This window comes from Vibrio sp. S12_S33, assembly GCF_963889785.1.
In the GTDB taxonomy this organism is placed as follows: Bacteria; Pseudomonadota; Gammaproteobacteria; order Enterobacterales; family Vibrionaceae; genus Vibrio; species Vibrio aestuarianus.
This window is the reverse complement of record NZ_CAWPQZ010000003.1, coordinates 134,386-147,637: the sequence shown is the minus strand read 5'-3', so window position 1 is coordinate 147,637 and position 13,252 is coordinate 134,386. Positions and strand designations below refer to the sequence as shown.

The following is a 13,252-nucleotide window of genomic DNA, read 5'->3' as shown; positions in this document are numbered from 1 at the left end:
TAAATAACGTGATATAGATCAAATACCGTCGCGCCATCGTAAAACGGGTCCTAAGCTTAATGAAAAGTGAGGGACGTGCTATGAAATGGATTACTCTAATTGTTGCCTGTATCACCGTTTTAGTTACGCACAGTGTTTACAGCAGTGAAAGTACTAAACATACTGATTTAACCCAGTTTGATCTTCCATTTTTGCTTGGTGATTGGTATCTACTCAATGATAACCCTGACTCATCTTCTGAAAATTTTCGAGCCATTAAATTGACCTTGGAATCGAATTACCGTTTTACAATTAATATCCAGAAGAAAGATTTCAGTGTTGATCAATGGCAAGGTGATTTTGATGCTAATAGCAACACACTGATACTTGGAGTGACATCATCTCAGCCACAAGTTTACGAGTATGAAAGCAATCATAATTTACTCAATCTAAATGGTGTGACTTTTACTAAAGTTTTACCGAACGCCTTAGCAGGTGTTTGGTTAAGTGAACAAATATCAGGTGAAGATTTATCCTCTATTAATATCAACAAGTTAGACTTAGTATTACAACCTGATTTTGTCTTTATGTTACGAGTAAGTGGCATTAATGGCAACGAGTCGGTTCATAAAGGTGTTTACTATACAGAAGGTGATCACCTAGTCCTGCTCTATAGAGATGGAGAGCATGATACACGCTACACTTTAGCCCGTGATACCTTGACGTTAGAGGTTGAAGGCGGGTCTATGTTTGCAGTCTTAACACGTGTTCGTTAGCTAAATTGGATACACTGTTTTGGCTCTTATAGGTAGTCATTTCTGTTTTATATGTTTAAATTGTCAGCAATTTAATGGGGTGTTTGTATAAAATACCTCGTTTTTTGATATGAGGGGTTGTTATTAATGATAACAAGCCTTAGATATAGGCAGTCACATTTCATTTCGTCAAAAAGGATTCCGACATGGCTCATACTCCGCAAGCCAAGTACCGCAAAGATTATCAAGCGCCGTCACACGGCATCACTGAACTTGAACTTACCTTCGATCTCTTTGATAGCAGTACATTGGTGACAGCTGTCTCTCAAGTCCAGCAAAAGAACGAAAGCAACCAGCTAGTACTTGATGGTGAAGGCCTTGAACTAAAGTCCTTGAAAGTCAATGGAGTAGAGTGGCACGATTTTCAATTGCTGGAAACTGGTTTGTCGATCTCTTCACTACCTCAACAATTTGAATTAGAGATCATCACTCAAATTAACCCTGAAGCTAACACAGCATTAGAAGGTTTATACAAATCGGGTGGTGCGTTCTGTACCCAATGTGAAGCGGAAGGTTTTCGTCGTATTACCTATTATCTCGACCGTCCGGACGTATTGGCGAAATACACCACCACCGTAATTGCAGACAAATTACAATATCCATATTTATTAAGTAATGGTAACCGTATTGACCAAGGCGATTTGTCGGAAGGGCGTCACTGGGTTAAATGGCAGGACCCACATCCGAAGCCAGCCTATTTATTTGCCCTTGTTGCTGGCGATTTTGACGTATTGCGTGATCAATATAAAACCAAGTCAGGTCGTGATGTCGCCCTCGAGATCTTTGTAGATAAAGGTAATTTAGATCGTGCTGGACATGCGATGACTTCTTTGATTAATTCAATGAAGTGGGACGAAGAGCGCTTTGACCTTGAGTACGATTTAGACATTTACATGATCGTTGCGGTTGATTTCTTCAATATGGGGGCAATGGAAAACAAAGGCTTAAATGTTTTTAATTCCAAATTTGTACTGGCAAACGAGAAAACGGCAACCGATACCGATTACTTAGGTATTGAAGCCGTGATTGGTCACGAGTATTTCCATAACTGGACTGGAAACCGAGTCACTTGTCGTGATTGGTTCCAATTGAGTTTAAAAGAAGGACTGACCGTTTTTCGTGATCAAGAGTTTTCATCCGATCTTGGTTCCCGTGCAGTGAACCGAATCAGCAATGTGCGTACCATTCGTGGGCCACAATTTGCTGAAGACGCCAGCCCTATGTCACACCCAATTCGTCCTGATAAAGTGATAGAAATGAATAACTTCTATACTTTGACGGTTTACGAGAAGGGCAGTGAAGTTATTCGAATGATGCACACCTTATTAGGTGAAGCTGCATTCCAAAAAGGGATGAAGCTCTATTTTAAACGTCACGATGGCACGGCGGCAACTTGTGAAGATTTTGTTTCCGCGATGGAAGATGCATCAGGTGTTGATCTTGCGCAGTTCCGTTTGTGGTATAGCCAGTCGGGAACACCGATTGTTTCAGTCAGCAGTGAATACAATGCACAACAGCAAACTTATTCGTTAACCATTGAGCAAGTGACTGAAGAAACGCATGAACAAAAAGAAAAAGCACCACTGCATATTCCGTTTGATATAGAGTTGTATGCTAAAAATGGCGATGTGATTCCGTTACAGTGTAATGGAAAACCTATTACTAATGTGCTTAATGTGAAGGATGCGAAGCAAACCTTCGTATTCGAGAATGTTACGGAAAAACCAGTACCTTCTTTGCTGCGTGAATTTTCTGCGCCAGTTAAGCTTGAATACGAATACAGCGATGATGAACTAACTTTCCTTATGGTGAATGCACGTAATGAATTCGCCCGCTGGGATGCAGGACAGATGCTATTGGCGAAATATATCCGTAGTAATGTACTTGGGGTTCAAGCCGGTAAAGATGTTGACCTAGCTGAATCGGTAATTGATGCATTTCGTGGTGTTTTGCTTAGTGATTCACTTGAACCAGCGTTCATTGCTGAAATGCTATCTCTACCAAGTCATAACGAAGTGTCTGGGTGGTATAAGCGTGTTGATGTTGATGCCATTGCCATGGTACTTAAAGCAATAAAAGTCCAGTTGTCGAATGCTCTCGAAGATGAGCTTACTGCGGTATACAACAGCTTAAAACAAGCACACTATTCCATTGATCACCAATCGATTGGTAAAAGAGCATTGCGCAATACTTGCTTGGCATATCTAGCTTACACCACTAAAGGTAATGATTTGGTGGTAACGCAATACAATACGGCTAATAACATGACCGATACCATGGCGGCCATGAGTGCGGCGAACAGTGCGCAACTTGCTTGTCGTGAATCGCTAATGGCTGACTACAGCGATAAGTGGAAACACGACGGTTTAGTCATGGATAAATGGTTTATCCTGCAAGGCACGAACCCTGCACAAAACGTGCTAGATGTAATTAAACAAACCATGAATCATGAAGCGTTCAGTCTAAAAAATCCTAATCGTATTCGTAGCTTAGTCGGCTCATTCCTGAATGCGAACCCCGTTAACTTCCATGCTAAATCTGGAGAGGGTTATCGATTTGCAGGTGAAATTCTACGTGAATTAAACAACAGTAACCCACAAGTTGCTTCGCGCCTTATCGACCCATTACTGAAATTCAGATTGTACGATGAAGAGCGTCAAGCGCTGATCAAAGCAGAGCTTGAAATGCTGAAATCGATGGATGATTTAGCTCGCGATCTATTTGAGAAAGTGACAAAAGCACTTGAATCTTAACTAGTATGAGGCGGCAGTAATGTGTCGCCTCACTTTTCATTGAATGCTATGAATCAATATTACTTCTCGTTAAACATTTCCTACCAAGCGTACTTAGCGCACTATTCTGGTGTTGCTAGTAGTGTGCAAGTGATCACCGATCAAGGTTTACGTCTACAACTGCCTGCCGCTAAATTTCGTCCATTTATTAGTCAAATTGGAGTAAAAGGTCGATTTAGATTGATAACTGACCAAAATAATAAGTTTGTAAAGTTAGAAATGCTGTGACCGACTGATTTCCTAGATATTTAAATAGGAATCTCAATCACATTCTCAAACATTTCACCTCAGACCACCCTCAAAATCATTAACTATTTATCAATAAAACTTTTACAATATAGCCATGCACTGCACAGTGTAAGCGCTATGCTTACATCATCCCTACAAAAATAATAATCTTGGAGTCTGCCATGACTGCGCGTGAAACTTTAGTGCCAGTTTTACTTGAAAAGGTGTATCAACTGATTCAAGACAAACTCGACCTTGCTCATCAACCCTTAGTGACTCAACTTGCTCAACATTTGTTTAGTAATATTTCCAATGACGATCTCACTGAACGTAATGAATCGGATCTTTATGGTGCGGTGGTTAGCCTTTGGCATCATATCAACGAAAAAAATCCAGAAGAACGTTCGGTACGTGTCTTCAACCCAACAGTAAGCCGCCAAGGTTGGCAATCAACTCATACAATTGTTGAGATTGTTATTCCAGATAGTCCATTCCTTGTGGACTCAGTCAAAATGGCATTAAGCCGTTTAGATCTTTCATCGCATTTAATGCTTAATGGTCCCACTCAAATTGCCCGTTCAGAAAATGGTGATATTACATCGATTAACCAAGGTGAAGGGGCATTGCAGTCACTTTTCCATATTGAGGTTGATCGCCTGAGCAGTAAAGACACAATGACAGTGTTGAAAAATGAGTTATTAAGTATCTTAAGTGATACCAGTTTAGTGGTGCAAGATTGGCGACCAATGGTTGAAAAGCTAGATCAAGTCATTGCTCAGCTCGAAACCCAAAAAGAATTTATCCCAGTGGAAAGCGATCGTTATGAAGAGACGATAAAGTTTTTGCGTTGGCTTGGTAACCATAACTTTACCTTTATGGGCTACAAAGAGTTTGATTTGGTTTCCATTGAAGGGGACACCGAATTAAGACCTACACCCGATCAAGGTTTGGGGTTATTTGCGGATGCTAAGCGAGTTCGCAGTGTTAAATTATCTGATTTTCCGGATTCAGCACGCCTTGAGGCAAAAAAGCCATTTTTGCTTATTGTGACAAAAGGCAACACTCAGTCTCGTATTCATCGCCCAGCTTATACCGATTACATTGGCATTAAGAAGTTTGATAAATCGGGAAAAGTGATTGGTGAACATCGCTTTAGTGGTTTGTATACTTCTGCGGTGTATAACCAGAGTGTAGAAACGATCCCGCTTATTCGTGAAAAAGTTGAACGTATTTTAAAATCCAGCCGTTATCGTGAAGGTTCTTACTCATACAAAGCACTGCAAAATATTCTAGAAAACTACCCACGTGATGAACTACTACAAGCGCGTGAAGAAGAGATGCTTGAAGTTGGAATGGGTGTTGTACAAATGCAAGATCGGGATCTGCTGCGCTTATTTGTGCGAAAAGACCCGTTTGGACGTTTCTTCAGCTGTATGGTGTATGTTACCAAAGAGCGTTACAACACAGAACTTCGTCGTCAAACTCAAAGAATTTTCCAACAATATTTTGGTTGTGAACAAGAAGTCGAATTCACTACCTATTTTTCTGAAAGCCCACTTGCGAGAACACATTACATTGTTCGTGTTGATAACAACAACATGGATGTCGATGTTAAAACAGTAGAGCAAAATTTAATGGAAGCATCATCAACTTGGGACGACCGCTTGTCTGACGCGATAGTGTCTAATTTTGGCGAAAGTAAAGGTTTGCCATTATCAAAAGACTACATGCGTGCATTCCCTCGTTCGTATAAAGAAGACATGATGCCCGGTTCCGCTGTCGATGATATTCAAAGACTCGAAGCGCTAAATGAAGAGAACAAACTGGGCATGTTGTTTTATCGACCTCAAGAAGAGGCGGTAGATTCCAAAGCGGTTCGCTTGAAACTGTATCACCGAGATCAACCGATCCATCTATCTGATGTGATGCCCATGCTTGAAAACTTGGGGTTAAGAGTGATTGGTGAGTCACCTTATGAAGTGCGAAAACTCAATGGGCAAACGTATTGGATCCTTGATTTTTCTATGCTGCATAAAAGCGAGAAAAGTGTCGATCTTCGTGAGGCACGAGATCGTTTCCAACAAGCGTTTGCGGCAATTTGGGTTGGTGAATTAGAAAGTGATGGCTTCAACCGCTTAGTGCTTGGTGCATCACTCACTGGTCGTGAAGTGTCTATTCTTAGAGCTTACGCTCGTTATATGCGCCAAGTGGGTTTCCCATTCAGTCAGCAATATATTGAAGATACACTTAACCATTATCCTGATGTAGCAAAAGGGCTGGTGGAGCTGTTCTTAAAACGTTTTGATCCTAAATATAAAGGCGCTCAAAAAGGTCAAACCGATCTTATCAATACCATCACAGAAGAGTTAGATCGTGTTGATAGTTTGGATGATGATCGTATTATTCGTCGTTATATGGAAATGATCACGGCCACCATTCGTACTAACTATTTCCAGTTGGATGAAAATAAACAGATCAAACCTTGGTTGTCGCTAAAAATGAAACCAAGTGAAATTTCTGAAATTCCAGCACCAGTGCCAGCATTTGAAATCTTCGTTTATGCACCTGACATCGAGGGTGTACATCTACGTGGTGGTAAGGTCGCGCGTGGTGGTCTACGTTGGTCTGACCGTCAAGAAGATTTCCGTACAGAAATTTTGGGCCTAGTTAAAGCACAGCAAGTGAAAAACACCGTTATCGTACCAGTTGGTGCAAAAGGTGGGTTCGTGTGTAAGAAACAACATATGTTTACGACACGTGATGAGATTTTTGCAGAAGGCCAACGCTGCTATAAACGCTTCATTCGTGCATTGCTTGATGTATCAGACAACATTATTGAAGGTGAAGTTATACCGCCCAAAAATGTGGTTCGCCATGATGACGATGATCCGTATTTGGTTGTGGCAGCAGACAAAGGTACTGCAACATTCTCAGATCTTGCCAACTCAGTATCGGCTGAATATAACTTCTGGTTAGGTGATGCTTTTGCCTCTGGTGGTTCAAATGGCTACGATCATAAGGCTATGGGGATCACCGCAAAAGGTGGTTGGGAATCTGTCAAACGCCATTTCCGTGAAATGGGGATTGATTGTCAAACCACCGATTTCACTGCGATTGGTATTGGTGATATGGCCGGTGATGTGTTTGGTAATGGCATGCTGTTATCCAAACATATTCGTATGCAGGCCGCATTTAACCATTTGCACATCTTCATTGACCCAACGCCTGACTCAGCGAAAAGCTGGGAAGAGCGTAATCGACTATTTAATTTACCGCGCTCTAGTTGGGAAGATTACAACCCAAAATTGATTTCAAAAGGTGGTGGTATATTTTCTCGCAAAGCGAAATCAATCACACTAACGCCTGAAATTCAGAAAATGTTGGGCACGAAGAAAGCGACAGTAGCACCAAATGATCTGATTAAATTGATCTTAAAAATGGAAGTTGATCTTCTATGGAACGGTGGGATCGGTACTTACGTTAAGTCATCAAAAGAAACACATAGTGATGTGGGTGATCGCGCAAATGACGCATTGCGTATTGATGGTCGAGAGCTACGAGCCAAAGTGATTGGCGAAGGTGGTAATTTAGGTATGACCCAGCTTGGCCGAATCGAATACGCTTTGGCTGGTGGTCGTGTGAATACCGACTTTGTTGATAATGTCGGTGGTGTTGATTGTTCAGACAATGAAGTCAATATTAAGATCTTCCTTAATGGCTTAGTCGCAAACGGTGATCTCACCGTTAAGCAACGCAATCAAATCTTAGAATCGATGGAAGATGAAGTCGGTGAGATTGTTCTTGATGATGCATACGACCAGTCAGAGTCTATTTCGGTGACAGAGCAGCAAGGCGTATCCTTGGTGAAAGAGCAAATTCGCTTTATCCATACCTTGGAAAAAGCTGGCCATCTTGATAGAGCATTAGAATACATTCCAGATGATGAAACGTTGCTTGAACGTGAAAAACAAGGCTTCGCCTTAACGCGTCCAGAGCTTTCAGTGTTGGTTGCTTACGGCAAAATGGTCTTGAAAGAGCAACTAGCTTGTGAAGAAATTTCACACGATGAATTTCATGCCCAACAGCTTATTCGCTATTTCCCGACAGAGTTACGACGTAACTATTCGCAACACATGCAAAACCACCCATTGCGTGCAGAAATTATTGCCACCGCTTTGGCCAACCAAATGGTTAATGAAATGGGTTGTAATTTTGTCACTCGTCTTCAAGAAGAGACTGGGGCAAATGTGGTTGATATTGCGAACGCTTATACTGCAGCCAGAGAAATTTATGGTTTAGGGCAAGTGCTAGAACAAGTTAGACAACTGGATAATAAAGCAGAGGCGAGTGCGCAATACGAAGTTATTTTCTTAGTGCGCCGAACATTACGTCGTTTATCTCGTTGGTTATTACGTAATCGCTCTGGTAAACAATCCGTTAAAGAGCTGGTTGCTTTGTACCAAAATGATGTACACGCTGTTGCTGCAGATTTAGACACCATGCTGGTCGCAGATGAAGTAGCCGAACATAACGCGATGGCTCAAGTATGGATCGATAAAGGGATTAATGCTGAACTTGCCAATTATGTTGCTCGTTTGTCTAGCCTTTACTCAGTACTGGATATATCCACAGTGGCTCGTGAAAAAGGTAAAACAGTCGCTAAAACTGCCAAACTTTACTTTAACTTGGGCGATCGTTTGTCGTTGCATTGGTTCTTAAAACAGATCAACGGCCAAAGTGTGGATAATAACTGGCAAGCTTTAGCTCGTGCCGCATTCCGCGAAGATTTAGATTGGCAGCAACGCCAATTAACGGCTCAGGTACTTAATTGTGCCTGCAGTTCGGATGAGTTAGATGTAATCAAAGCGCTAGACGAGTGGATAGTGAGTAACGAACTGTCATTAGTTCGTTGGGAGAGCATTTTAAATGAGTTTAAAGTGGGGTCTGTGCATGAATTTGCAAAATTCTCGGTGGCATTAAGGGAATTAGTACTTTTAAATTTGAATTGTGCAGCAAATGAGTAAATAATAACGCCCCGTTTATACGGGGCTTTTTTATTTCGGAGGCACAATGCTTTATCGCTTAGCCAGGACTGGCTTTTTCCAACTTGATGCCGAAAAGGCACATGATCTTGCGATTGAAAACTTTAAACGCTTAACAGGCACTCCTCTCGATATCTTCTATCGTCAACACTTACCTAATCGTCCAGTAGAATGTATGGGACTGACCTTTAAAAACCCAGTAGGGTTGGCAGCAGGTCTCGATAAAAATGGTGAATGTATCGAAGCATTTGGTGCGATGGGTTTTGGTTTTGTTGAAGTCGGTACGGTAACACCGCGCCCTCAACCAGGTAACGATAAACCACGCCTATTTCGTTTAGTGCAAGCGGAAGGCATTATTAACCGCATGGGCTTTAACAACTTAGGGGTTGATAACCTTGTTGAGAATGTAAAGAAAGCCAAGTACGACGGAATCATTGGTATCAATATTGGTAAAAATAAAGATACGCCGATTGAAAATGGGGCAGATGATTACCTAATTTGTATGGAGAAGGTGTACCAATACGCGGGATATATTGCTGTAAATATTTCGTCTCCCAACACGCCAGGGTTAAGATCTCTTCAGTATGGTGAAGCATTAGATGATCTGCTTGCTGTATTGAAAGCAAAACAGTCTGAACTTGCCAAGCTGCATGATAAATATGTGCCGCTAACATTGAAGATCGCACCAGATCTCAGTGATGATGAAATTAAGCAGATTTGCCAATCGTTGATCAAAAATAACATCGATGGTGTTATTGCAACTAACACCACATTAGATCGCTCGTTAGTGGAAGGAATGAAATTTGCGAACGAGGCGGGTGGGTTAAGTGGACGTCCTGTCCAATCTAGAAGTACTGAAGTGATTAAGTGCCTATACGAACAACTAGGTGACAAACTACCTATTATTGGGGTAGGTGGTATTGACTCTTGTATCGCAGCGAAAGAAAAAATGCTAGCAGGAGCTAAACTTGTTCAGGTTTATTCTGGATTTATCTACCACGGCCCAGGTTTGGTTAGAGATATTGTAAAAAATCTATAAAGCATTTGATTTACCCCGTTTATATAAAAGTGACTGGGTCATAGAAGAGGAAATGAACTATTCATTTCCTCTTTTTTTTTCTATTTCTATTCTTAAAATTGAAGTTAATGATTAACAAAGGTAATTAAGCGTTTTGCCTAATAGTTTGATAATCCACTAAAATTAAAGAGTTGGAACGATGCTTAAACCAAGTGATAAATGGAATTGGTACTACTCGGATAGTGAAGGCTATCTGATGCTAGACCTTGGCGATGAGATGGTTTTTAAAACCAATCTTTCCCGTAATCTACTTGTAGACTGCGCCTTTGTTAATAATCATTTTTCAGTTGATGATGCATCGGCATTTCAAACCTATAGAGAACAAATTAGTTACCTTAGCTTGAGTGAGCCACGACAAGCGGAACTGGCACTGTATTGTGTAGCTGCAAAGCGCTTCCATAAGCCAGTTCAGCCGAAAAGTTGGTTCTTTGACTACCAAGGCCAAGGTTTTTCACCTTGTGAAGGTGATGTTGTTCAACTTCTAAACAATTGCAACCAAGGCTATTTTATTGTTTTAGAAACAGGGAATTGCGCCAGTCTTTGCGCCCTTGTTGATTTACAACCTTTCGTACTCAATGCAGGTTCAAAACAACTTGAATTTGGCCAGGTTATTAAAGTGATGCATGACAGAATGTCTTGCGCCAACCATATTTTACTTGAAGAGCATATCGCTTTAGTCAGTTAGCACTAGCGAAGTTCTACCTATTTCCGTTCCTTTGTTTCATTTCCTATCGGCTCATTAGCCGATTTTTTTTGCCTTTCTATGACCTTTCTTACTATTAATCTCACGCAGACACAGCCTCGTAGCCAATCTCAAATGTGAGATTTGTACAAAATTAGCACATCTATTTTGCAGAAAGTGACAATAAGCATATCGATTTAAGATATGAAATGAGGGTGATTCTTCCCATTTTTAATTCATTTGTAGCTAAATTACGCCAATAAATCATATCTGGTATAGTCCAGTTTTGGTGTGAATAAATACTCACTTCGTGTGTGGGCCTTGATAAACGGTAGATAAGTGATTGGTATGATTTTTGTGGTTATTTTGGTTCATAGAAGTGGAAAGTGATGAGGAGTTGAGCAGTTGAAGGCTTGAGGAGCCCAAAGAAACACTTTGTTTTACTCAATGAACGGAATGTCAGGTATAATGCTAGGTCATTTTTTACCAGTAAAAGAACAGTATGAATCAATATCTAGCGGTTACCTCAAACGGTCTTGAGAACCTATTAGTTGAAGAACTAACAAAATTAGGGATTGCTGACGCAAAACCCGTACAAGCTGGGGTGAAATTTAAAGCATCTAAAGAGCAGATTTATCGCTGTTGTTTGTGGAGCCGACTAGCATCAAGATTTGTTCTTGTTCTTTCTGAATTTAACTGTCAGAACGACATGGATCTTTACTTGTCCGCAACGGCCGTTAATTGGGTTAATCATTTCCATAGTTCGAAGAGGTTTGTGGTCGACTTTAATGGTACAAACCGCGAAATCCGCAATAGCCAATATGGTGCGATGAAAGTTAAAGATGCCATCGTTGATTGCTTTACTAATAAGAATCTCCCTAGGCCATCGATCGACAAAGATCGTGTTGATCTTCGCGTGCATGTGCGTTTACACAAAGAGAAAGCCATACTCGGTATCGATATGGTTGGTGGTGGCCTTCATCAACGCGGTTATCGTCCAGAAGCGGGTCGTGCACCGCTTCGTGAAACGCTCGCGGCAGCGATTATCTTACGCAGTGGGTGGGATGAGACTAAGCCACTTCTTGATCCTATGTGTGGTTCAGGAACTTTATTAATTGAAGCCGCTATGATGGCCGCAGGAATGGCACCTAGCGTTAAGCGTGCTAAGTGGGGCTTTGAAGCGCTAGAAGATTTCGATGCAGAGCTTTGGGCCCAAATTAAATCAGAAGCGAATGTACAAGCCAGACGTGGTGTCAAAAAAGTTGACTGTAAGTTTTTTGGTTTCGATAACGATGCTCGTGTATTACAAACAGCTAAAGACAACGCACGTCGCGCCGGTGTTGAAGATTTAATTACTTTCCAACTCGGTGATGCAGCACTAATTAAACGTCCAGCCGACTTTGAAGACGGGGTGGTTATTTGTAACCCACCTTATGGTGAGCGTTTAGGCACACATCCTGGCTTAATTGCGTTATACACGGCATTTGGTGGACAATTGAAAGCAGAATTTGGTGGTTGCCAAGCTTCTATCTTCTCAAGTTCAGATGAATTGCTTAGCTGCTTACGTATGCGCGCTGAGAAGCAGTTCAAATTGAATAACGGTGCGTTACCGTGTCACCAAAAGAACTACTCAATTTCAGCTCGTGTGGCTGATACTGTAAATGGCTCTCAACAAGAATCACTAGTGGCACCTGATTTCTCGAATCGATTGAAGAAAAATATCGCGAAAATAGGCAAGTGGGCAAGACGTGAAGAGCTCGATTGTTACCGTATCTACGATGCGGACTTACCGGAATATAATGTGGCTATTGACGTATACCTTGATCACTTAGTGATCCAAGAATATGCCGCGCCTAAAGATATCCCAGAAGAGAAAGCGAAACGTCGCTTAACGGATATTATTCGTGCCGCCATTCAAGTGACTGGTACAGAAGCCAACAAAGTCGTACTTAAAGTGCGTGAGAAGCAAAAAGGGCGCTCTCAGTACCAGAAAATGGGGCAAGTTTCAGAAACCATGCAGGTTAACGAATACGGGGTTAAGTTAATTGTTAATTTGCATGACTACCTAGATACTGGGCTGTTTTTAGATCATAAATTGACTCGGCGCCGTTTAGGGCAAATGGCGAAAGGCAAAGATTTCTTAAATCTATTTGCTTATACCGGATCAGCAACTGTGCATGCCGCTTGTGGTGGTGCTAAATCAACCATGACACTGGATATGTCGAAAACCTATTTAGAGTGGGCTAAAGAGAATTTGAAGCTAAATGGTCAAATTGGCCGTCAGCACCGCTTTGAACAGGCAGACTGCTTGCAATGGTTAGATAACGCCAAAGAGCAATTTGATCTCATTTTTATTGACCCGCCAACGTTTTCGAACTCTAAGCGCATGGAACAGACCTTTGATGTCCAACGAGATCACATCAAATTGATGGAGAACTTGAAACGTATTCTGCGCCCAGATGGCATAATTGTTTTCTCAAACAATAAACGTCATTTTAAAATGGATTTAGACGCGCTTGCAGAGCTCGGATTGGAAGCCAAAAATATTTCGGCACAAACATTACCTTTGGACTTTGAGCGTAATAAGCAGATTCATAACTGTTGGACTATTGCACACACAAGCAACGAATAGGGTA

General features: G+C 41.4%; 7 protein-coding genes. All 7 read left to right on the top strand.

Features of this window, described 5'->3' with window-relative positions:
- The first annotated feature begins 80 nt into the window (after positions 1-80).
- The 7 genes from AACW06_RS02685 to rlmKL all read left to right on the top strand — a co-directional run bounded on the left by AACW06_RS02685 (position 81) and on the right by rlmKL (position 13,248).
- Positions 81-755, top strand: coding sequence for a hypothetical protein (locus AACW06_RS02685; protein WP_192073871.1), 675 nt, complete (start codon positions 81-83; stop codon positions 753-755).
- Positions 756-940: 185 nt separating this feature from the next.
- A complete protein-coding gene (gene pepN, locus AACW06_RS02680; protein ID WP_192073870.1) occupies positions 941-3,547 on the top strand; it encodes an aminopeptidase N in 2,607 nt (868 codons plus the stop codon).
- Between the two features lie 48 nt (positions 3,548-3,595).
- Positions 3,596-3,814, top strand: coding sequence for a DUF2835 domain-containing protein (locus AACW06_RS02675; RefSeq protein WP_053311562.1), 219 nt, complete (start codon positions 3,596-3,598; stop codon positions 3,812-3,814).
- Positions 3,815-3,996: 182 nt separating this feature from the next.
- Positions 3,997-8,838, top strand: a complete 4,842-nt coding sequence (locus AACW06_RS02670) for an NAD-glutamate dehydrogenase (protein WP_192073869.1) — start codon at positions 3,997-3,999, stop codon at positions 8,836-8,838.
- Between the two features lie 46 nt (positions 8,839-8,884).
- Positions 8,885-9,895 carry a quinone-dependent dihydroorotate dehydrogenase gene (pyrD, locus tag AACW06_RS02665; protein ID WP_192073868.1) on the top strand — a complete coding sequence of 337 codons (1,011 nt, stop codon included), beginning with the start codon at positions 8,885-8,887 and terminating at the stop codon, positions 9,893-9,895.
- A gap of 178 nt (positions 9,896-10,073) precedes the next feature.
- Positions 10,074-10,619 (top strand): cell division protein ZapC, encoded by a 546-nt coding sequence (locus AACW06_RS02660; protein WP_192073867.1) that lies wholly within the window; start codon positions 10,074-10,076, stop codon positions 10,617-10,619.
- Between the two features lie 499 nt (positions 10,620-11,118).
- Entirely contained in the window at positions 11,119-13,248 is a 2,130-nt protein-coding gene (rlmKL, locus tag AACW06_RS02655; protein ID WP_192073866.1) for a bifunctional 23S rRNA (guanine(2069)-N(7))-methyltransferase RlmK/23S rRNA (guanine(2445)-N(2))-methyltransferase RlmL, read from the top strand.
- The last annotated feature ends 4 nt before the right edge of the window (positions 13,249-13,252 follow it).

What these genes read in the sequence shown, in the direction of transcription:
- AACW06_RS02685 (WP_192073871.1), top strand. Translation starts at nt 81, where the DNA reads ATGAAATGGATTACTCTAATTGTTGCCTGTATCACCGTTTTAGTTACG.
- pepN (WP_192073870.1), top strand. Translation starts at nt 941, where the DNA reads ATGGCTCATACTCCGCAAGCCAAGTACCGCAAAGATTATCAAGCGCCG.
- AACW06_RS02675 (WP_053311562.1), top strand. Translation starts at nt 3,596, where the DNA reads ATGAATCAATATTACTTCTCGTTAAACATTTCCTACCAAGCGTACTTA.
- AACW06_RS02670 (WP_192073869.1), top strand. Translation starts at nt 3,997, where the DNA reads ATGACTGCGCGTGAAACTTTAGTGCCAGTTTTACTTGAAAAGGTGTAT.
- pyrD (WP_192073868.1), top strand. Translation starts at nt 8,885, where the DNA reads ATGCTTTATCGCTTAGCCAGGACTGGCTTTTTCCAACTTGATGCCGAA.
- AACW06_RS02660 (WP_192073867.1), top strand. Translation starts at nt 10,074, where the DNA reads ATGCTTAAACCAAGTGATAAATGGAATTGGTACTACTCGGATAGTGAA.
- rlmKL (WP_192073866.1), top strand. Translation starts at nt 11,119, where the DNA reads ATGAATCAATATCTAGCGGTTACCTCAAACGGTCTTGAGAACCTATTA.